Raw genomic sequence first — 18,783 nt, forward strand, 5'->3', positions numbered from 1 at the left:
GTCCGATGATCCCTGCACTGGAAGGTGTTCGATGACCGTACTCACCGACCTCGGCGAGGCCGTGCGGCGCGGGGGCGAGTTCCGCGCCGGAGGCACCGACCTGATGGGCCGCCGCGCGGCGGGGCCGCACGTGGACCTGCGCGGCCTGCCCGATCTGTCCGGCGTCACCTGGCGGCCGGACGGCTCCGCGGGGATCGGCGCGCTGACCACGGTCGCGGGGGTGGCCCGCGACGCGCGCCTGGCCGCCGGCCACCCCTGCCTGGCGCTGACGGCGGCGGCCCTGGCCACCCCCCAGATCCGGGAGGTGGCCACCGTCGGGGGCAACCTGCTGCAGCGCAACCGCTGCGTGTACTTCCGCAACCCGGCCTTCTCCTGCCACCAGGACGGCGGCGACCACTGCCCGGCCCGCGCCGGGCTCGCCCCGAACGCCGCGATCCTCGGCACCGGCCCGTGCGTCGCGCCGCACCCGTCGTCGCTGGCGGTGGCCCTGCTCGCCTGCGACGCCTCCGTCGAGGTGCACGGCAGGGACGCGTTCCCGATCGCCGAGCTGTACGGAGACGGCTCGGACCCCTCCCGCGACCACCTGCTGGCCGCGGGGGAGATCCTTCTCTCCGTCGTCCTGCCGCCGCCCGTGCCGGGGGAGCGGGCCGCCTACCACCGGGCGATCGGCAGGTCGGAGGCCGAGTGGCCGCTGGTGGAGGCGGTGGCGCGGCTCGTCGTCGACGGCGGCGGCGGCGGCGGGATCACCTTCGCCAGGGTGGCCGCGGGGGGCGTCGCCCGCGTCCCCGTCCGCCTGCCCGAGGTCGAGGAGGCGCTCCTGGCGGGCGAGCCCCTGGACCGGGCGGCCGGGCTGGCCACCGCCCGGTGCGCCCCGGCGGCCCGCGACTCCTACAAGCTCGCCCTGCTCGCCGGGACCGTCCTGGAGGTCCTGGAGCGCGCGACCGGCACCGGCGAGCCCCGCTGACCGGACCGTTCCCCGCCGCGCGAGGGCGGGGGACGGCGGGGGACGGTCCGGTCCGATGCCGGAAAGGGCCCGTCACGGTGGGGCGCGGGCCCCGGCCTAGCGGGGCGGACGGGCCGCCGTGACCAGGCCCGTCTCGTAGGCGACGATGACGAGCTGGGCCCGGTCGCGCGCGCCGAGCTTGCCGAGCAGGCGGCCCACGTGCGTCTTCACGGTCGCCAGGCTCAGGGTCAGGTGATCGGCGATCTCCGTGTTGGACAATCCTCTGGCGACGAGCGCCAGCACGTCGAGCTCCCGCCCGGTGACCCCGTCGAGCTCGCGGGCCGTCGGGCGCGCCGGTTCGGGACGCCGGGAGAACTCGGCGATGAGCCGGCGCGTCACCGTCGGCGCGAGCAGCGCCTCGCCGGAGGCGACCACCCGGATCGCGGCCAGCAGGTCGCCCGGCGGGGTGTCCTTGAGCAGGAAACCGCTGGCCCCGGCCCGCAGCGCCGCGTAGACGTACTCGTCCAGGTCGAACGTGGTGAGCATGAGCACCCGCACCCCCGGGACGCCCGCGGGGCCGCAGATGCGGCGGGTCGCCTCGATGCCGTCCATCTCCGGCATCCGCACGTCCATGAGCACGACGTCCGGCGACTCGCCGCGCGCCAGCTCCACCGCCTCGGCACCCGTCCCGGCCTCGCCGACCGTCACCAGGTCGGGCGCGGTGTCCACCAACACCCGGAAGCTCCCGCGCAGCAGCGCCTGGTCGTCGGCGACGAGCACCCGGATCACCGGGCCTCCTCGTACGGCACGCGCGCCGGGCCGGGTGACCCGGCCGTCTCTCCGTACGGCACGTGCGCCGGGTGGGTTCCCGGGGGTGGCGGGCACGCCCCCTCGCCCGGTGCGCGCGCCTCCCGGTGCGGCAGGCGCGTCTCCTCGTACGGGATGCGGGCCGAGACCCCGAACCCGCCCTCCGGGCGGCGCCCGGCGGTGAAGCTCCCGCCGTACACGGCCACCCTCTCGCGCATCCCGATCAGGCCGTGCCCCGGCCCGCCGGGCAGCACCCGCTCGCCGGGCCCGTCGTCGGCGACCTCGACCCGGACCTCGCCCCCGGACGCCTCGACCGAGACCCGGCACCGGGCGGGGGAGGCGTGCCTGACGACGTTGGTCAGCGCCTCCTGGACGATCCGGTAGACCGACAGCTCCACCCCCTCGGGCAGGCCGGTCGCCCGGACGTCCAGCTCGACGCGCACCCCGGCCATCGACGCCCGCTCCGCGAGGCCGCCGAGACCCGCGAGACCGGGGGAGGGGGAGAGGGCGGGCGGCGCGCAGAGATCGGCGTCGTGGTCGGCGTCGAGGTCGGAGCGGAGCACTCCCAGCAGCTGGCGCATCTCGGCCAGGGCGCCCCTGCTGGCGGTCTCGATGACGCGCAGCGCGTCCGTGGCCTCCTCGGGCCGCACGGCGGCGACGTGGTGGGCGACGCCCGCCTTGACCGCGATCAGGCTCATGCTGTGCGCCACCACGTCGTGCAGCTCGCGGGCGATCCGCAGCCGCTCCTCGGCCACCGCCCGTCCCGCGAGCTGCTCGGCCGCCCGCGCCGTGTACGCCCGCCGCTCCCGCACGGCGCGGCCCGCGACCCAGGCGCCGCCCATGAACGCCACCCCCACCAGCAGCGGCCCGGCGACGCCGGGCGCCGGGGCGGGGGCGCCCACCGCCGACAGCAGCAGGACGGCCACCGCGCCGCAGGCGCCGATCGCGATCGTGGGCTCCCGCCGGGGCCGGGGCCGGGTGAGCGCCACGAGGTAGAGCGCGAAGGCCGCCGCCGCGAACCTGTCGTGCACCGTGCCGAGCACGACGAGGGACACCAGCGACGTCGCGAAGACGGCGCAGAAGACGGTGAGCGGCCACAGCCGCCGTACCGCGAGCGGCAGGGTGATCCCGGCCAGGATCAGGAACCCCGCCCACGCGGGCACCGCCGGGTCCGGGCGCCCGGCGCCGAACAGCAGCAGCGCGAGCGCGTACCCCGCCGCCCCCAGGGTGTCGAGGCGGACGAGCCGGGCGCGGCTCCAGTGCCGCGGGAAGAGCGAGTCGTCCATGGTGAGGTCCACGATGAGACCGTATCCGCCGAGGTCGCCTCCTCGCCTCCTCCCACGGGACGTCATCCCCGGGGCCGACCCCCCCGCGCCGCGGGCGCCGCCGTCGGACCCGGGGCCGACCGGGAAGTGCCCGCCCTGGCCCGACGCGCCCGGCGCCCGCCCCGCGAGAGCCTCGACGACATGATCGAAGTCAGGGAGTTGACCAAACGCCACGGCGCGACCGTCGCGGTGGACGGGCTGTCGTTCCAGGTGAGGCCGGGCCTGGTCACCGGGTTCCTCGGCCCCAACGGCGCGGGGAAGTCGACCACGATGCGCGTGCTGCTCGGGCTGGACGCCCCCACCTCCGGCCAGGGGCTCGTCAACGGGCGCCGCTACGCGACGATGCGGCACCCTTTGCACGAGGTCGGCGCGCTGCTCGACGCGAACGCGGTGCACGGCGGGCGCAGCGCCTACGACCACCTGCGCTGCCTGGCGCGGAGCAACGGGATCGGGACCTCGCGGGTGGCCGGCGTCCTGGAGCGGGTGGGCCTGGCGGGCGTGGCCCGCAGGCGGGCCGGTGACCTCTCGCTCGGCATGCGGCAGCGGCTGGGGATCGCGGCGGCACTGCTGGGCGACCCGGGCGTGCTGATGTTCGACGAGCCGGTCAACGGGCTCGACCCGCAGGGCGTGCGGTGGATCCGCCACCTGATGCGCTCGCTGGCCGCCGAGGGGCGCACCGTACTGCTCTCCAGCCACCTGATGAGCGAGATGGAGCTCACCGCCGACCGCCTCGTGATCATCGGGCGTGGCCGGCTGGTCGCCGAGACCACGGTCGGGGACCTGGCCGCCCGCCACGACCGGGGCGTGCTGGTGCGCTCCCCGCGCGCCGCCGAGCTCACCGGCGTGCTGGAGGCCGCCGGCGCGACGGTCGAGGCGGACCCGGGCGGGGGACTGGTCGTCAGGGGGCTGGACATCGCGCGGATCGGGGACCTGGCCGCGGCCGCCGGCCTCGCCGTGCACGAGGTCACCCCGCGCAGCGCCACGCTGGAGGAGGCGTACATGGAGCTGACCGGCGACAGCACCGAGTACCGGGCGGGCGGGCGATGACCGGTCTCCCGCGTCTCCCGCGGCGCGAGGTGGCGGGGAGCAGGCAGGCGGCCGACGTGCTGGCCGCCGAGTGGCTGAAGCTGCGCACGGTCCGCTCCACCTGGTACGTCCTGGCCGCCGTCGCCGCCTCCGTCGTGCTCATGGTGGTGTTCACCCTCTACGTGGGCGGCCTGTGGGACGGGCTGCCTCCCGAACGGCGGGCCACCCTGCGCGCCGCGCGGCCCGAACAGCTCCTGCTGCTGCCGGTGCAGATCTGCATGGCCGTGCTCGGGGTCCTCGCGTTCACCTCCGAGCACGCCACCGGCATGGCCCGCACCACCTTCACGGCGGTTCCGCAGCGCGGAGCGGTGCTGGCGGCCAGGGCGGCGGTCGTGGCCGCCGTCGCGTTCGCCGTGGGGCAGGGGAGCGGGCTGGTGACGTTCGCCGCCGGCCGGCTGATCATCGGTGACCGCCCGATCCCGGGCTTCGCCTCGTCGCTGCACGAGGAGTTCCCCGGGATGTTCGCCGCCGGGCTGTCGGCGGTGGTGCTCGCCATGGTCGGGCTCGGCGCGGGCGCCGTGCTGCGCTCCACCGCCGGGGCCATCACCGGCGTCGTCGCGTACCTGTACGTCCTGCCGAGGTTCGCGACCGCGCTGCCCGACCCGTGGAACGCCAGGGTCGGCTCGGTGCTGCTGGAGGACCTGACCCGGCAGGCCGCGGGCGAGCCGCCCCTGGCGGTCGGGCTCGGCGACGCGCCCGGCGGGATCGGGCTGTCCCCGGCGGCGGCGCTGGCGGTGATGGCCCTGTACGTCGTCGCGGCCCTCGGCGCGGCGGCCGTCGCGCTCGCCCGCAGGGACGTCCGGTGATCGGCGACCGGCTCCCAGGAGGCGACGGCGAAGGACCGTCGGCTCACCTCACCCCCTGAGCCGCCCCGCTCGTCTGACAGCATTGGCACTTGCCGTGAGGGACGGGCGGCATGAGCGTGCGCCGGCCCCGCGTCCGTCCGGGCACCTGATCGGATCGGACCGCAGCGGTCGGGTACGGCCGGGGTTGTTCCGGCAGGGTTGACACCGAAAGGGGGCCTCGTGATCTCGGCGCTCAACCAACTCGTCGATCTCGTCGAGAAGCATCTCGCCGGGGAGTTCGACATCCACGGGCTGGCCAGGGAACTCGGCACGACCGAGTACCACCTGCGCCGGATGTTCTCGTCGTTGGCCGGCATGCCGCTGTCGGAGTACGTGCGCCGCCGCCGCATGACCGTCGCCGCCGCCGACGTCGTCCGGGGCGAGGACGATCTGCTGAGCATCGCCGTCCGGTACGGATACGGCTCGACCGAGGCGTTCGGACGCGCGTTCCGCGCGGTCCACGGCTCCGGTCCCGGCGACGTGCGCCGCGACGGAGGCCCCCTGCGCACACAACCGCAGCTCAGGTTCCGCCTGACCGTCGAAGGGAGCATCCCCATGGACACCCGCATCGTCGACCGCCCCGCGTTCCGTCTGGTCGGACACGCAGCCCGGGTTCCGCTCATCCACCGGGGCGTCAACCCGCACATCCAGCGGCACATCGCCGCACTGCCGCAGGAGGAGCATCTGCGGCTGAAGGCCCTCGGCGACACCGAACCGAGGGGCCTGCTGCAGGTCTCCGACGACCTCGACCCCGACAGCGCGGAGGGGAGCGAGCTGACCTACCTGCACGGGGTCGCCGTCTCCCGGGACACGCCGGTCCCCGACGACCTCGACGCCATCGAGGTGCCGGCCGGCATGTGGGCGGTCTTCCGCACCGCCGGACCGCATCCGCAGGCCCTGCAGACGGCCTGGGCCGCGACCGCGACCGAGTGGTTCCCCTCCAACCCGTGGCGTCTGCGGCCAGGTCCCTCGATCGTCGCGGTCCTCGAGCGGGCGGACGACTTCAGCACCGCGACGTGCGAGCTGTGGCTGCCCGTTGAACCGGTGTGACGGACCGCGGTCACCGAATCGACCCGCGGTGACCTCGCGGACGCTTGTGGGACGGCGGGATCCGTACAGGGTCCGGTGCGCGCCTGGCCGATCGGTTCGCCGGCCGGGCGTACTCGAACTCGGGCGATTCGAAACCCCGCGGGAAACGGCACATCCGCTCGTCCGTACGGCGGGCGCCGTGCCGTTCGTGAAAGGCGATGGCGCCCGTGTTCGCACTGGGCGCCTCCGGTCTCACGCATGATCGGCAAAGCTGTGGAGCCGAAGACGCCATCGGTTGATCGTGATCTTCAAGGGGTCGGTTCCCGGCACCTCTCACATCAGGTCATCCCAGTCCCATCGCCGCGCGGGGGAACCGTCAGGCCGGCAGCCGAACGTTTTCAACGACGAATTGCCTCCGATGTCGCGGTAGAACTCGAACAGGCCGAGTGCAGGAAGGCGGCGAGACAGTACGGCGATCTGCTCGTGCGCACCGAGGTAGCCGAGGGCGGCTTTGGCCGGCAGCTGGTAGGGCAGGTGGGGTCCGTGGCCGAGCCGGCGGGCGTCCATCGCGGTGTGGATCAGGGCCTTGGCCGCGGGCGGGGCTTCGCTGTAGCGGACGAGCAGTACCGGCACACCGGCCAGGTACTGGGTGATCTTTCCTTCGGCGGCGTGGTGGCGGGCCTCGGCCGGCCGGGTCACCGCGATATCAGCCGGAGAGCGGTTGACCGCCCAGCCGGATGATGCCGCGGGAAGCGGCGACCGTCACCGCGGCGGTGCGGTCGTCCACGCCGAGCTTGGCGAAGATGTGCAGCAGGTGGGTCTTGACCGTGGCCTCGCTGATGCACAGGTGGGCGGCGATGGCCTTGTTGCTCATCCCCTGGGCGACCGCGCCGAGGACCTCGACCTCCCGGCCGCTGAGGGCGTCGGGGGCATCGGCCCGCGCCCACGACAACACTCGGGTCGCGATCGCCGGCGACAGGGCGCTCTCCCCTCGCGCCGCCGCCCGGATCGCGTCGAACAGCTGCTCACGGCCGGTGTCCTTGAGCAGGTAGCCGATGGCTCCCGCGTCGATGGCGCGCGAGATGTCGCCGTCGGTGTCGTAAGTGGTCAAGACGATCACCTTGGCGCCCGGGTCGTGTTCGAGGATCCGGCCGATCGCCGTCGCACCGTCGATCTCGGGCAGCTGCAGGTCCATCAGGGTGACGTCGGGCCGCAGGCCGCGCGCCAGCCGCACCGCGTCCGCGCCGGAGACCGCCTCGCCGACCACCTCCAGGTCGTCCTGGGTGCCCAGCATCGCCCGGATGCCGTCGCGGACCACCGGGTGGTCGTCGGCGATCAGGACCCGGACGGTCATCGCGCCCCGCTCAGCGCGACCACCGGAAGGCTGGCCGCCACCGTGGCGCCCGCGCCCGGGGCACTCTCCACCAGCAGTGTGCCGCCGAGCTGTTCCATCCTCTCCCTCATGATCGAAAGGCCGTGTCCGAAGGCGGCCCGCCCGGGATCGAAACCGTCGCCGTCGTCGTGGACGTCGAGCACGACCAGGTCCTCCATGTACGACAGGGTCAGCGTGACATGCTCGGCGCGGGCATGGCGGCGGACGTTGGCGACCGCCTCCTGCGCCACGCGCAGCAGCTCCACCTGAACCTGGGCTTCGAGCGGCCGGAGCTTGCCGGTGATCACGGTGTGCGCGTGGATGCCGGTCTCGTCCGACAGCCGGCCGGACAGCCCCTGCAGGGCCTCCGGAAGGCCGCACTCGTCGAGCTGGCCGGGGCGCAGCGCTCTCACCACCCGGCGGCTCTCGGCCAGGTTCTCCCGTGCCGTCCGCAGTGCCTGGGTCAGGTGCCGGTTGTCCGGCAGGGTCGCCTGGGCCGCCTCCAGCAACATCGCCACGCTGGCGAACCCCTGGGTCAGGCTGTCGTGGATGTCGCGGGCCAGCCGCTGCCGCTCGGCCGCCACGCCCGCCTGCCGTTCGGCCGCCGCCCGCGCCTCCTGCTCGACCTGCAGCCGGTCGAGGAGCCGCTTGCGCTCGGCGCTCTGCCGGGACACCGAGCCGAAGTACCCGACCGCGGTGGCCGCGCTGATCGCGATCAACGCGGCGATGACGACCTCGGCCCAGGTGATCGACCCGGTCGCGTGGAAACGATGCCACAGCCAGCCCCCGGCACACGACACCACCGCGACCAGCCCGACCCGCACGGCGTCCATGCAGTACGGCACGAGCACGCTCAGCACGACCACCAGGAAGGAGGAATCGATGGCGAACAGCCCCAGCCAGAGCAACCCGCCGCCGAGCGTGTACGGCGCGGGCACGCCGTCGGAGGGCGGCGTGCGCAGGACGAACCACACCGCGTACCAGGCGGCCAGCCCGGCCACCAGCACGAACGGGAGCACCTGGCCCGCCTCCCTCAGAGGGCCGGCCGAGGTCAGCACCAGCCACGAGGCGAAGAAGGCGTGCTGCCACCGGCGCTGCGACCGCTCCCAGGACTCCACACCGCCGACGATAGTCAACCACCCGTCCGCTCGGCATCAACCAGTCGACTGATCACGTGATCAGCATTCCGCTCGATGCGGGAGCCGCCGTACCGGAACCAGACTCGACGGGTGACCGCCATCCCCAGCCCGACCCAAGCCGTCTGGCACCTCGGCCCGCTCCCGATCCGCGCCTACTCCCTGCTGATGCTGCTCGCCGTCCTCGTCGGCATCTGGGTGACCCGGCGCCGCTGGGCCGCTCGCGGCGGCGATCCCGGCGCGGTCGGGGACATCGCCATCTGGGCCGTGCCGTTCGGCATGGTGGGTGCCCGGCTCTACCACGTGGCCACCGACTGGCAGCAGTACTTCGGTCCCGGCGACGACCCGCTGCGCGCGTTCGCGATCTGGGAGGGCGGGATCAGCATCTGGGGCGCCGTCGCGGGCGGCGCGGTGGGCGCGTGGCTGGCCTGCCGCCGCAGCGGCATCGCGCTGCGCGACTTCGCCGACGCCGTCGCGCCCGGCATCGCGCTCGGGCAGGCGATCGCCCGCTGGGGCAACTGGTTCAACCAGGAGCTGTACGGCAGGCCGACGACCCTGCCCTGGGCGCTGGAGATCGACCCCGCCCATCGGCCACCCGGTATGGAATCCACCGCCACCTACCATCCGACCTTCCTCTACGAGTCGCTGTGGAACCTGGGCGTGGCCGGGTTCGTCATCTGGGCCGAACGGCGGTTCCAGCTCGGCCGTGGCCGGACGTTCGCGCTCTACGCCGCCGCCTACACCGCCGGTCGCGCCTGGATCGAGTGGCTCCGCATCGACCCCACCCACCACATCCTCGGCCTGCGCCTCAACGACTGGACCGCCCTGCTCGCCTTCACGGCCGCGGTCACCTACCTCATCGCCACGCGAAAGGCCGTTCCGGCGGATCGGCCGGGCGGCGAGCATCCCCATGGACATGCGTGACGGGACGGGGCCGGTCGGCGCGGCGACGGCGACGCGCCGTTTCCCGAAGCGGCAGAGGTTCGGAGGAGCGGACTCCGGCCTGCTTCGGGTCCGCGTCCTCGCTTCATGCGACCGGCCACCCCTGCGCTCCTGTGGATAGAGACCGCCCGCAGGCCGGGAGTCGGTAGGTAGAACGTTCGGTCTTGACAGCTGGCGCCATAGATTGCCATGCTGTGTCGCGATAGAACGTTCTGTCTTTCTGGGGGAGTCGTTCCAGTGGCTCGGGTACGCAAGCACGCACCGCCCCGCTGCCCGCCGGTACAGCCGTGGTCACTCGCGGTCGGCCTGTCGGCGGCGGTCTCGGCGTCCGCGGCCCTGACCTCGCTCTCCCCGGCCTTCGTGAAGCCGGCCCGGCCTGCCGCGCCCAGTCGAGAAGGCCGGCCGCGGGACGCGCCGGACCCCTCTCCCCGCCACTCGTCCACTGAAAGGATCACCATGAGCGCCATCGCTGCTTCGCCCACCATCTCCGGAACCGCGTCCGCACTGCGGCGGCTGTACTTCGTCCGGTTCGCGTTCGCCATCGTCTGGGCCCTCGTGATGTTCACGACCGCCTCGCAACTGGGTCCGGTCGCGGTCGCCCTGCTCGTGATCTACCCGCTGTTCGACGTGGCCGCCGCCATCGTCGACGCCCGCGCGACGCGCGCCACCGGATCCCCCGCCCTGCTGTACGTGAACGTCGCGGTCAGCCTGATCACCGCCGTCGGCGTGGCCGTCGCCTGCGCGTCCGGCATCCCGGCGGTGCTGCGCGTGTGGGGCGCCTGGGCGGTCGTGGCCGGGCTGGTCCAGCTGATCGTGGGTGTCACCCGCCGCAAGATGGGCGGCCAGTGGCCGATGATCATCAGCGGCGGTGTCTCCGTACTCGCCGGCGCGTCGTTCGTCGCCGGCGCCTCCGCGGCCAACCCGACGCTGATCAACGCGGCCGGCTACGCCATCCCCGGCGGCATCTTCTTCCTCATCTCGGCGCTCCGCCTCGGTCGCGCCGCGAAGGGAAACTGACGTGACTCCTCCGCTTCCTGAAGGGAGCGGCTTCTCGCTAGGCCGCTTGCGCGACGTCGCGAAGGGCAAGCCCTGCCCTGAGGATGTTGATCGCCGCGTTCACGTCGGCGTGCGCCGTATGAGCGCACCGCTGACAGTGGAACCCGGCTTGGGTGAGGCGGTTCTCCTGCGCGACGTGCCCGCAACGCGAGCAGGTGCGGGAGGTATTGGCGGGGTTCACCGCGATCAGCTCTCGACTGGCGCTTTCAGCCTTGTCCGCGAGGATTCGCAGGAACACCCCCAACCCGCGTCCAGGATGTTCCGGTTCAACCCGGACTTGGCTGCGACGTTGCAGCCGGGAGCCGCCACCGTGCCGCAGGCAGAGCGGGTCATGTTCGTGATCCGCAGGTCCTCGTGCGCGATGACGTCATAGTCGCGAACCAGGCGCAAAGCCGCCTTGTGCGCACCGTCCAGGCGCCGGCGGCGCACCTTGCCGTGCAGGGCCGCGACCCGCGCCACAGCCTTGCGGCGCCGCTTCGAGCCGCGCTTGGTACGCGCCAGGTCACGCTGAGCGGCGGCCAGCCGATCGGCGGACGCGGACAGGTGGAGCGGATTGTCCAGGTGGTCTCCGTCGCTGGTGGTGACCAGCGACGCCACCCCCAGGTCGATCCCGACCCTGGCGCCCGTGGCGGACAAGACCTCGGCAGGTACGTCGTCGCAGGCGAGGATCACATACCAACGCGAACCTTCACGTTTCACACTGATCGTCTTCACCGTGCCACGCACCGCGCGGTGCCGGTGGACACGAACGTGCCCAATGCCCTGAAGCCGGACGAACGTCGCCGAGGGATGCTCAGGCTGGGAGTCCCACCGGCAGCCGTCGCCGTCCTTGGGCCAGGTCACCGTGTCGAACCCCCCCTTGCCCTTGAAACGCGGATAACCCGGCGTACGCCCGGCCTTGACGCGGGCGAAGAACGCGGCGAACGCCCTGTCCAGGCGCCGCAGAGTGGCCTGCTGACAGGAGAACGACCAGCGGCCCTGGCCGTCGGCGTCCTCGGCGCGGATGTGCTTGAGGTCGGCCGACTGCTCGCCGTAGCGGACACTCACCCCCGCTTTGGCATAGGCGGTGCGGCGGTGCTCCAGCGCGGCGTTGTACAGGGCGCGGTGGTCATCCAGGCACGCGGTGAGCGCGACCTGCTGGTGGACGGTCGGACGCAGCAGGAACTTAAACGACCTACGCACGAGCACCCCCGCCCTTGGGGAGGCGCTCGTATTGGGTCTCGATGTAGCGCCGCACGGTATCGGCGGACACCGCGCCGACCGTGGCCACGAAGGACGACCGCGACCACAGCGTCGGCAGCTGAGAGCGCAGGTGCGCGAATTCGGCACGCAGACGGTGGGAGGCGAAGCCCGTGAACCGGCTAGCCACATATGAGGGTGAGTTCTTCGGGCGCGGCCTGACGAACAGGCGCACCTGGTCGGACATCACCTCAAACGCCACCACCTGCCGGCCGCGCTCGTCGGCCTTGGCGCAGATCAACTCCCCAAAGCGACCCTTGACCCGCCCACCGAGAACCGGGCGGCGGTACTTCGGGCACCACACCACGTGGTAGCCGAGGTTGTACGCCGCGCCGGGAAAGGTGCGCACCTGACGGGTCACACGATCATTACAACAGCAACATCCATCCGACGTGCGACGATCGGAGAACTCCCATACGCAGACCTGAACGGCCAGGGCACGCTCGGGCCTTGACGGCCCTCCCGCCCCCGACTCCCCCCTCGCCTGAAGGCGACGATCCCCTCGAGAGGATCTGATGGACGCCTGCGCAGGCCGCCCCCGGGATGCTGCCGCAGGTCGTCGTCCTCATCGCGGGCGGCACGTTCGTCACCCCGTTCGTACGGCGGGTCGGTCTCGACAGGGCCGCGTGGCTCAGCGCCGTGGCCGTCGTGGCCGGGCTCGCCGTCACCGGCACCATCCTCGCGGCACTGTTCACCGGCGACCTCGCCAGGTCGGGCTGGACCGCGCAGCAGACCACGCAGTTCCGGGAAGCGGTCACGGTCGCGGCTCTCGCGCTCACGGTCGTGGCCGCCGCGCTCATCGGCTGGGGGATCGCCCGCACGCGGCACGCCGCAACCGGCCGGGCGGCCACGCCCGTCGACGGCGCGGTTCCCGCACAGGCCCGACGGCCTCCCGCGGAGGTATAAAAGACTTGTTGTGCAAGAACTCTTGTTTATCTAGAATGTGCCGATGCATGATCGTTCAACGCGCGAGGTGCGCGACTCGAAGGTGCTCGCCGCGATGTCCCATCCGCTGCGCCGGCGCCTGCTGGACATCCTGCGGGTGGACGGCCCGGCGACGGCGTCGATGCTCGCCGGCGCGACCGGGCAGGCTGTCGGCAACATCAGCCACCACCTGAAGGTCCTCGCCGCCGGCGACCTCGTCGAGGAGGTGCCCGAGCTCGCGCGCGACCGCCGGGAACGCTGGTGGCGCAAGACGCCGGCCATGCTCGCCTGGTCCCCGTCGGACTTCCCCGACGATCCCGTCGCCATGGCCGCGGAGTCGCTGGTACTCGACAGGCAGACCGCCCTGGCCAGACAGTGGTTCGCCGAACGCGACGGCTACCCCGAGCCGTGGCGGCGGGCGGCGTTCACCACCGACCACTGGGCGCGCCTGTCGGTCGCCGAGCTCGCGGAACTCGAGGAGCGGATTCTCGACCTGCTGACCTCGCTGAGCGACCGGGAGGTCCCCGACGACGGCCAGGAGCGCAAGCCCGTCTTCCTGACCGTACGCGCGGTTCCCGGGCGACCGTGACCACGGCGCGGGTCTCGCGAGCCGGGCTGCTACGGATGCGCGACTTCCGGCTGCTGTGGGCCGGTGAGACGACCAGCATGCTCGGCAGCTCCGTGGCCGCCGTGGCGCTACCGCTGCTCGCCGTGGTGAGCCTGCGGGCGAGCACCTTCGCCGTCGGGCTGCTGACCGCGGCGGCCTGGCTGCCGTGGCTGCTGGTCGGGTTGCCCGCCGGCGCGTGGGTGGACCGGCTGCCGAAGCGGCCCGTCATGCTGGTGTGCAACACCGTCTCGATGGTGGTGTTCGCGAGCGTGCCGATCGCGGCCTGGCTCGGCGCGCTCACGATGACTCATCTGCTCGTGGTGGCCACGACGGGCGGCGTCGCGAGGGTGTTCTTCAACCTCGCCTACCGGGCGTACCTCCCGACCCTGGTCGAGGGCGGGCGACTGCTGGAGGCCAACACAAAGCTGCAAGGCAGCGAATCGGCCGCGCAGATCGCCGGCCCCGGGCTCGCCGGGCTGCTCGCGCAGGCGTTCGGCGCGGCGAGCGGCGTGCTGGTGGACGCCGTCAGCTTCGGCGTCGCCGTGCTGTTCCTGCGCTCCGTGCGCGCCCGGGAGGCGCGCGACGGCAGCACCGCCGAACGGCGGCTGCTCGCCGAGATCCGCGACGGCCTGCGGTTCGTGGCAGGCGACCCTTATCTGCGTACGCTCACCGCCTTCAGCGCGATGTCGAACATCGCGTTGGTGGGCTACCAGTCGATCCAGGTGGTGTTCCTCGCCCGGAATCTGGGCGCGGGCGCGGGGCAGGCGGGCGTCGTGCTGGCGCTGGGCGGTGCGGGCGGCCTGCTCGGCGCGGCGCTGGCCGGCCGTGTCGCCACCCGGTTCGGGACCGCACGGGGATTCCTGCTGTGTGAGGCGTTCGCCGCTCCGATGCTGCTGCTCGGCCCGAGCGGCAGCGGTGGCACCGGCCTGGCGATCTTCGCCGCCGCGGGCTTCGGCACCGGGGCGGGCATCGTCGCCTCGAACATCCTGACCGGCACCTTCCGCCAGCAGTACTGCCCGAGGGATCTGTTCGCCCGGATCACCGCGAGCACCTCGGCGCTGAACTACGGCGCGATCCCCCTCGGCGGGCTGCTCGGCGGCACGCTGGGCGAGGCGCTCGGCGTCCGCCGGACGCTGTTGCTGATGGCCGCCACCCAGCTCTGCTCGCTCGCCGTCCTGCTGTTCAGCCCGATCCGCCGGCTACGCGACCTGCCCGGCCCTCCACCGGACTGTGCTGCTCGTCCTCGGCGATCCGGGTGACGAGCACTTCATGGGTCCCTGCGAAGGACCGGCCGGTTCCGGCGGCATCTCGGGCCACATCGCCATCACGTTCTGGCCCTTTCCCGAGAACGTGCAGCGGCTGGAGGCCACCGCTCGGCGTGCCGCGCCTGCGCGCCGTTGCGAACTGATTTCTTGACGTCGCTCACAGCTACCCTGGCCTCATCGCGCGGAACCGAGTGGGGGCCATGGACAGCGGCGGGGCCGGCCACCGGAGGGAGGAGCAGGCCCCCACGCGCGTTTGAGGGGGTCGGCGGTCGGACCCGCCGGTGGCTGCCGTTCGTTGCCGGCCCGCCTGCTCAGCGGCGCAGCGCGATCTGGATGTCGGTCGGCGGGTGGTCACGCAAGTGAACGGCGAAGCGCTCGAAGACGTTGAGTATCGCGCTGTCCGGCAGTCCCTGCAGTTCTCGTTCCTTACGCACGAACGGTTCCAGGGAGGTCCAGGCTTCGACATAACGCCTGCGCAGCAGGGATCCGATGAACTCGCGGTCGATGACGCCCATGTACGCGAGGATGCTGTAGAGCTGGAGGAAGTACCCGATGTCGTAGATCTTCCGCTGGACGTCCTCGTCGAGTCCTGAGATGCCCTTGTCGCTGGAGAGCTTCGGTAACTCGTTCCTGATGAACGCGTAGTTGCGGTGGAACTCCAGCGAGCGGAATTCCCTGAGCAACTCGACGAGCGGGCCGACGTGATTGCCGTGCCGCTGTGCCCTGAACTGGTTGCGCGCCAGCAGCGCCGATGTGATCAGGGCCAGGATCGATACGATCACCGCTCCGACGTTGATCAGCACAGACACGTCCACGATGACTTCCTCCTCAACCGCCATCAAGTCCGAGCAGGGTCAGGAAGTGGTGCAGTGCCTGGTTCACCGCGTCCGGACACTGCACGTGCGGCCAGTGCCCGCCGCAGCGGGGGCGCAGATCCGCCGTCGAGATCAAGGGGTTGAGCGTCTGCAGCAGCCGCAGGTCGGTGTCGCGTCTGGACCTGAGGTAAAGCGCGGGCACTGTGACGTCGCGCCACAGGGACTCCGGTTCAAAGGCCAGAACGTTGTGCCACAAGGGCCTGGCAACGCGGTCGGGCGTGCGCTCCAGCGTCCGGAACACCGCGGCTCGCCCGTGCTCTCCCGTGCCCCACGCCTCCGCCATCGAGTCCATGAAATGGCGCCGCCAATCGCTGTTGTTCGACTCGGCGGACCGTGCCCGGTTTGCCCGCAGTTCCGGCTCCGTGAGCGCGATGGTGGAGTCCACCACGACAACTCCGCGCACCAGATCGGGGCATGTCGCAGCGATCAGGAGGGCGGCGATACCTCCGGCACTGTGCCCGACCAGGACGGTCTCGTCGATTCCTCGCCTGGCCAGGTCGGCTCGTACCGCCCCGGCCACCGTCGCGACGCCGTACTCGCCTCCGGGCAGCGGCGGCGACTCGCCATGACCGGGCAGGTCCAGGCTGAGCAGCCATAGCCTCCGGTCGAGACCCGCGAGCTGGGCGGCGAACTGGGCGCGCGCGCAGCCCACACCGTGCAGGAACACCACGACGGGGCCGCGCGCCCCCCGGGTCGACACCCGCTCGGTCCCCGCCAAGGGCTCGTGGTCGTCCGGCATCACGACCAGTTCAACGCTTACGGATCCCGCTGCGGTTCCCGGCCGGTACGGGAACGGCTCGCAACCTGCCGGACGGCCCGCTGACCGCGCACCTGGTGCACCGACAAGCCGTCCGGCCGGTGGCCGAGCCTGCCGGAGACGGCCGGCGAAGCCGGGTTGCCCAGAAAGGCGCCGGACACCGCCGTCCGCGCGCCAAGCCCGGCGAAGGCCAGATGCAGCGCGGCGGCGCTCACCCGGAGGGCCGGGCGGGACGCATCCCGCCCTCGTGAGGGGACGCGAACTCCGGAGACCAACTTTTGATCTACATTGTAAAGGCGGTGGCGCGGGCGAAATCCCGTCACAGAAAAACCGGACCCCTCACCGGTCGTGGAGGCTCCGGCCAGCGACGGCCGGACGCGGAGCGGGTCCGGCGGGAGATCTCATCTGAGGGTGGCCGCCAGGTGCTCGGCCAGGCCCTTGGAGGCGGCCTCGACCATCTCCAGCACCTCGGAGAAGCCCTCGCGCTCGCCGTAGTAGGGGTCGGGCACCTCGGCACCCTCGGGGGCGGCGGGGTCGAAGGAGCGGAACAGGCGCACGTCCGCGCCGTCGGGGGCGAGGCGGCGCAGGGCGCCGAGGTTGTGGGTGTCCATGGCCAGTACCAGGTCGACCCGGTCGTACCACTCGCTCAGGAACTGCCGGGCCCGGTGCTCCGAACCGTCGTAGCCGTGCTCGGAGAGCGTCTCTGCGGCCCGCGCGTCCATCGGGCCGCCCTGGTGCCAGCCGCCGGTGCCCGCGCTGTCGACCGTGACGAGGTCACCGAGGCCGTGGTCGTCAAGGGCCTTCCGCAGCACGACCTCGGCCATGGGGGAGCGGCAGATGTTACCCATGCACACCACGCATATGCGATAGCTCATACCTATCAGGATGCCGCCTGCCCGGGGTGCGCCGGCCGGGCGAGCGGGCAGGCCGTGCCGGCAGGGGCGAGCACGGGGTCTGACCGGCGGCCGGGTCCGGTGGCGGACGCGGCCCGGGGCTACCATGTCGCCCGGTAAACGGTATCGGGGAAGGAACGGCTGTTGAAGGATCTCGGGGAGGAACTCCGCGCGTTCTGGCGGGAGCGTCACCTGTGCACGATGACCACCGTGCGCGCCGACGGCACGCCGCACGTCATCCCGGTGGGGGTGACGCTGGACGCCGACGCGGGGATCGCCAGGGTGATCACCTCGGGTGGCTCGCACAAGGTCCGCCACGTGCTCGCGGCGGGGGAGGAGGGCGCGGCCGTCGCGGTCTGCCAGGTGGACGGGCGCCGCTGGTCGACCCTGGAGGGGCGCGCGGTGATCCGTACCGACCCCGGGTCGGTCGCCGACGCCGAGCGCCGCTACGCCGAGCGCTACCGCGCGCCCCGGGAGAACCCCGCCCGCGTCGTGGTCGAGATCCGCATCACCCGGGTGCTGGGCAATGTCTGACCCCGCCACCTCCGACCTCGCCGGCGTCGCCTCCGCGACCGCCGCCGTCGGTCCCGTGGATCCCGTCGTCACCGTCGTCGGGATCGGGGACGACGGCTGGGCCGGTCTCTCCGAGGCGGCGCGGCGCGAGCTGCGCGCCGCCGAGGTCCTGATGGGCGGCGCCCGGCAGCTGGGGCTCGTCCCGGAAACCGGTGCCGCACCCGGAACCGGACCCGACGCCGGACCCAGCGCCGGACCTGGCACCGGACCTGGTGCAGGGAACGGCGCAGGGCACGGTGCCGAGCCCGGGATCGGACCCGGCGCCGAGCGCGTCGTCTGGCCCTCGCCGCTGCTCCCGGCCCTGCCCGCGCTGATCGCCTCCCACCGGGGACGCAGGGTGTGCGTGCTGGCCAGCGGCGACCCCATGTTCCACGGCATCGGCACGACCCTGGTGCGGCTGCTCGGCGCGGACCGGGTCCGGGTCCTGCCGCACCCGTCGTCGGTCTCGCTGGCCTGCGCCAGGCTCGGGTGGGCGGCCGACCGCGTCGAGGTGGTCAGCCTCGTGGCGCGCCCCGCCGAGGTGCTGCACCCGCTCGTCCACGACGGCCGCCGCGTGCTGGTCCTCAGCGCCGACGGCCGCACCCCGGCCCGGGTCGCCGGGCTGCTCGCCGCCCGGGGCTACGGCGCGAGCCCGATGACGGTCCTGGAACGGCTCGGCGGCCCCGGGGAGCGCGCGGTCTCCGGTACGGCCGCCGCCTGGTCGCTGACCGCCACCCACGACCTCAACGTCGTCGCCGTGGAGTGCCGCGCCGACGCCGGGACCGTTCCGCTGCCCCGGCTGCCCGGCCTGCCCGACGAGGCGTTCGAGCACGACGGCCAGCTCACCAAGAGCGAGGTGCGCGCGGTCACCCTGTCCCGGCTGGCGCCCGTCCCCGGGCAGCTGTTGTGGGACGTGGGCGCGGGGGCGGGCAGCATCGGCATCGAGTGGATGCGCGCGCACCCGGACAACCGGGCCGTCGCGGTGGAGTCCCACCCGGGCAGGGCGGCCGCGGTCGCCCGCAACGCCGCGGCGCTGGGCGTTCCCGGTCTCGACGTGGTGACCGGCGCCGCGCCCGCCGCGCTCGCCGGGCTGGAGCCGCCCGACGCCGTCTCGTCGGCGGCGGGGTGAC

Annotated in this window: 23 protein-coding genes; 12 read left to right on the forward strand and 11 right to left on the reverse strand. The window is 73.0% G+C overall.

Annotation, left to right across the window (positions count from 1 at the left end):
- Window positions 1–31: 31 nt before the first annotated feature.
- On the forward strand, window positions 32–964 hold the full coding sequence (locus AB0G15_RS14240) for an FAD binding domain-containing protein (protein ID WP_362838896.1): 933 nt from the start codon (window positions 32–34) through the stop codon (window positions 962–964).
- Between the two features lie 96 nt (window positions 965–1,060).
- Here the strand turns inward: AB0G15_RS14240 and AB0G15_RS14245 are convergent, their stop codons facing one another.
- Together AB0G15_RS14245 and AB0G15_RS14250 are read right to left on the reverse strand one after the other, a co-directional pair.
- Complete coding sequence (locus tag AB0G15_RS14245; protein WP_362838898.1) at window positions 1,061–1,732, reverse strand: response regulator transcription factor; 672 nt, start codon at window positions 1,730–1,732, stop codon at window positions 1,061–1,063.
- On the reverse strand, window positions 1,729–3,048 hold the full coding sequence (locus tag AB0G15_RS14250) for a sensor histidine kinase (protein ID WP_362838900.1): 1,320 nt from the start codon (window positions 3,046–3,048) through the stop codon (window positions 1,729–1,731). Before AB0G15_RS14250 ends, AB0G15_RS14245 begins: the two co-directional genes overlap by 4 nt.
- Before the next feature lie 168 nt (window positions 3,049–3,216).
- Between AB0G15_RS14250 and AB0G15_RS14255 the strand changes: the two genes are divergently transcribed.
- The 3 genes from AB0G15_RS14255 to AB0G15_RS14265 all read left to right on the forward strand — a co-directional run bounded on the left by AB0G15_RS14255 (window position 3,217) and on the right by AB0G15_RS14265 (window position 6,056).
- Window positions 3,217–4,122 carry an ATP-binding cassette domain-containing protein gene (locus AB0G15_RS14255; protein ID WP_362838902.1) on the forward strand — a complete coding sequence of 302 codons (906 nt, stop codon included), beginning with the start codon at window positions 3,217–3,219 and terminating at the stop codon, window positions 4,120–4,122.
- Complete coding sequence (locus AB0G15_RS14260; RefSeq protein WP_362838905.1) at window positions 4,119–4,967, forward strand: ABC transporter permease; 849 nt, start codon at window positions 4,119–4,121, stop codon at window positions 4,965–4,967. The genes AB0G15_RS14255 and AB0G15_RS14260 overlap by 4 nt, the downstream gene beginning before the upstream one ends.
- A 219-nt stretch (window positions 4,968–5,186) precedes the next feature.
- Window positions 5,187–6,056 carry an AraC family transcriptional regulator gene (locus AB0G15_RS14265; protein ID WP_362838908.1) on the forward strand — a complete coding sequence of 290 codons (870 nt, stop codon included), beginning with the start codon at window positions 5,187–5,189 and terminating at the stop codon, window positions 6,054–6,056.
- A gap of 312 nt (window positions 6,057–6,368) precedes the next feature.
- Here the strand turns inward: AB0G15_RS14265 and AB0G15_RS14270 are convergent, their stop codons facing one another.
- From AB0G15_RS14270 to AB0G15_RS14280, 3 genes are read right to left on the reverse strand one after another with little or no spacing between them, the layout of a single operon-like run.
- The gene (locus AB0G15_RS14270) at window positions 6,369–6,734 is read right to left on the reverse strand and encodes a hypothetical protein (protein WP_362838911.1); all 366 of its coding nucleotides are present in this window, start codon (window positions 6,732–6,734) and stop codon (window positions 6,369–6,371) included.
- A 7-nt stretch (window positions 6,735–6,741) separates the two neighbouring features.
- A complete protein-coding gene (locus tag AB0G15_RS14275) occupies window positions 6,742–7,389 on the reverse strand; it encodes a response regulator transcription factor (protein WP_362838914.1) in 648 nt (215 codons plus the stop codon).
- The gene (locus tag AB0G15_RS14280) at window positions 7,386–8,525 is read right to left on the reverse strand and encodes a sensor histidine kinase (RefSeq protein WP_362838917.1); all 1,140 of its coding nucleotides are present in this window, start codon (window positions 8,523–8,525) and stop codon (window positions 7,386–7,388) included. Before AB0G15_RS14280 ends, AB0G15_RS14275 begins: the two co-directional genes overlap by 4 nt.
- A gap of 111 nt (window positions 8,526–8,636) precedes the next feature.
- Between AB0G15_RS14280 and lgt the strand changes: the two genes are divergently transcribed.
- Both lgt and AB0G15_RS14290 read left to right on the forward strand, forming a co-directional pair.
- The gene (lgt, locus tag AB0G15_RS14285) at window positions 8,637–9,467 is read left to right on the forward strand and encodes a prolipoprotein diacylglyceryl transferase (protein WP_362838919.1); all 831 of its coding nucleotides are present in this window, start codon (window positions 8,637–8,639) and stop codon (window positions 9,465–9,467) included.
- 474 nt (window positions 9,468–9,941) lie between these two features.
- Window positions 9,942–10,502 (forward strand): hypothetical protein, encoded by a 561-nt coding sequence (locus AB0G15_RS14290; RefSeq protein WP_362838922.1) that lies wholly within the window; start codon window positions 9,942–9,944, stop codon window positions 10,500–10,502.
- Between the two features lie 37 nt (window positions 10,503–10,539).
- On the opposite strand, the gene AB0G15_RS14295 is transcribed toward AB0G15_RS14290, so the two are convergent.
- Genes AB0G15_RS14295 through tnpA form a run of 3 tightly spaced genes read right to left on the reverse strand, consistent with a single transcriptional unit; the run spans window position 10,540 to window position 12,141 of the window.
- On the reverse strand, window positions 10,540–10,779 hold the full coding sequence (locus AB0G15_RS14295; protein ID WP_362838925.1) for a transposase: 240 nt from the start codon (window positions 10,777–10,779) through the stop codon (window positions 10,540–10,542).
- The gene (locus AB0G15_RS14300) at window positions 10,728–11,729 is read right to left on the reverse strand and encodes a transposase (RefSeq protein ID WP_362838928.1); all 1,002 of its coding nucleotides are present in this window, start codon (window positions 11,727–11,729) and stop codon (window positions 10,728–10,730) included. Before AB0G15_RS14300 ends, AB0G15_RS14295 begins: the two co-directional genes overlap by 52 nt.
- Window positions 11,716–12,141: an IS200/IS605 family transposase gene (gene tnpA, locus AB0G15_RS14305; RefSeq protein ID WP_362838930.1), complete on the reverse strand. Its 426-nt coding sequence runs from the start codon at window positions 12,139–12,141 to the stop codon at window positions 11,716–11,718. Before tnpA ends, AB0G15_RS14300 begins: the two co-directional genes overlap by 14 nt.
- Before the next feature lie 182 nt (window positions 12,142–12,323).
- On the opposite strand from tnpA, the gene AB0G15_RS14310 reads away from it, so the two are divergent.
- The 4 genes from AB0G15_RS14310 to AB0G15_RS14325 are packed head-to-tail and all read left to right on the forward strand — an operon-like array spanning window position 12,324 to window position 14,727.
- Window positions 12,324–12,686, forward strand: a complete 363-nt coding sequence (locus AB0G15_RS14310) for a hypothetical protein (RefSeq protein ID WP_362838933.1) — start codon at window positions 12,324–12,326, stop codon at window positions 12,684–12,686.
- 43 nt (window positions 12,687–12,729) lie between these two features.
- Window positions 12,730–13,293 (forward strand): winged helix-turn-helix domain-containing protein, encoded by a 564-nt coding sequence (locus AB0G15_RS14315; RefSeq protein ID WP_362838935.1) that lies wholly within the window; start codon window positions 12,730–12,732, stop codon window positions 13,291–13,293.
- On the forward strand, window positions 13,290–14,570 hold the full coding sequence (locus AB0G15_RS14320) for an MFS transporter (RefSeq protein WP_362838938.1): 1,281 nt from the start codon (window positions 13,290–13,292) through the stop codon (window positions 14,568–14,570). Before AB0G15_RS14315 ends, AB0G15_RS14320 begins: the two co-directional genes overlap by 4 nt.
- Window positions 14,542–14,727 carry a hypothetical protein gene (locus AB0G15_RS14325; RefSeq protein WP_362838941.1) on the forward strand — a complete coding sequence of 62 codons (186 nt, stop codon included), beginning with the start codon at window positions 14,542–14,544 and terminating at the stop codon, window positions 14,725–14,727. Before AB0G15_RS14320 ends, AB0G15_RS14325 begins: the two co-directional genes overlap by 29 nt.
- A gap of 160 nt (window positions 14,728–14,887) precedes the next feature.
- Here AB0G15_RS14325 and AB0G15_RS14330 read toward each other — a convergent pair whose 3' ends face one another.
- The 3 genes from AB0G15_RS14330 to AB0G15_RS14340 all read right to left on the reverse strand — a co-directional run bounded on the left by AB0G15_RS14330 (window position 14,888) and on the right by AB0G15_RS14340 (window position 17,083).
- Complete coding sequence (locus AB0G15_RS14330; RefSeq protein WP_362838943.1) at window positions 14,888–15,391, reverse strand: hypothetical protein; 504 nt, start codon at window positions 15,389–15,391, stop codon at window positions 14,888–14,890.
- A 13-nt stretch (window positions 15,392–15,404) separates the two neighbouring features.
- The gene (locus AB0G15_RS14335; protein WP_362838946.1) at window positions 15,405–16,190 is read right to left on the reverse strand and encodes an alpha/beta hydrolase; all 786 of its coding nucleotides are present in this window, start codon (window positions 16,188–16,190) and stop codon (window positions 15,405–15,407) included.
- A 419-nt stretch (window positions 16,191–16,609) separates the two neighbouring features.
- The gene (locus AB0G15_RS14340; protein ID WP_362838949.1) at window positions 16,610–17,083 is read right to left on the reverse strand and encodes a low molecular weight protein-tyrosine-phosphatase; all 474 of its coding nucleotides are present in this window, start codon (window positions 17,081–17,083) and stop codon (window positions 16,610–16,612) included.
- Window positions 17,084–17,245: 162 nt separating this feature from the next.
- Between AB0G15_RS14340 and AB0G15_RS14345 the strand changes: the two genes are divergently transcribed.
- Window positions 17,246–17,635, forward strand: coding sequence for a TIGR03618 family F420-dependent PPOX class oxidoreductase (locus tag AB0G15_RS14345; protein ID WP_362694949.1), 390 nt, complete (start codon window positions 17,246–17,248; stop codon window positions 17,633–17,635).
- Window positions 17,628–18,782, forward strand: a complete 1,155-nt coding sequence (cbiE, locus tag AB0G15_RS14350; protein ID WP_362838951.1) for a precorrin-6y C5,15-methyltransferase (decarboxylating) subunit CbiE — start codon at window positions 17,628–17,630, stop codon at window positions 18,780–18,782. The genes AB0G15_RS14345 and cbiE overlap by 8 nt, the downstream gene beginning before the upstream one ends.
- Window position 18,783: the final 1 nt, after the last annotated feature.

This window comes from Streptosporangium sp. NPDC023825 (assembly GCF_040639575.1).
GTDB lineage: Bacteria > Actinomycetota > Actinomycetes > Streptosporangiales > Streptosporangiaceae > Streptosporangium.

What these genes read in the sequence shown, in the direction of transcription:
- AB0G15_RS14290 (WP_362838922.1), top strand. Translation starts at nt 9,942, where the DNA reads ATGAGCGCCATCGCTGCTTCGCCCACCATCTCCGGAACCGCGTCCGCA.
- AB0G15_RS14315 (WP_362838935.1), top strand. Translation starts at nt 12,730, where the DNA reads ATGCATGATCGTTCAACGCGCGAGGTGCGCGACTCGAAGGTGCTCGCC.
- AB0G15_RS14260 (WP_362838905.1), top strand. Translation starts at nt 4,119, where the DNA reads ATGACCGGTCTCCCGCGTCTCCCGCGGCGCGAGGTGGCGGGGAGCAGG.
- AB0G15_RS14335 (WP_362838946.1), bottom strand. Translation starts at nt 16,190, where the DNA reads ATGCCGGACGACCACGAGCCCTTGGCGGGGACCGAGCGGGTGTCGACC.
- AB0G15_RS14340 (WP_362838949.1), bottom strand. Translation starts at nt 17,083, where the DNA reads ATGAGCTATCGCATATGCGTGGTGTGCATGGGTAACATCTGCCGCTCC.
- AB0G15_RS14275 (WP_362838914.1), bottom strand. Translation starts at nt 7,389, where the DNA reads ATGACCGTCCGGGTCCTGATCGCCGACGACCACCCGGTGGTCCGCGAC.
- AB0G15_RS14310 (WP_362838933.1), top strand. Translation starts at nt 12,324, where the DNA reads ATGCTGCCGCAGGTCGTCGTCCTCATCGCGGGCGGCACGTTCGTCACC.
- AB0G15_RS14255 (WP_362838902.1), top strand. Translation starts at nt 3,217, where the DNA reads ATGATCGAAGTCAGGGAGTTGACCAAACGCCACGGCGCGACCGTCGCG.
- AB0G15_RS14240 (WP_362838896.1), top strand. Translation starts at nt 32, where the DNA reads ATGACCGTACTCACCGACCTCGGCGAGGCCGTGCGGCGCGGGGGCGAG.
- cbiE (WP_362838951.1), top strand. Translation starts at nt 17,628, where the DNA reads ATGTCTGACCCCGCCACCTCCGACCTCGCCGGCGTCGCCTCCGCGACC.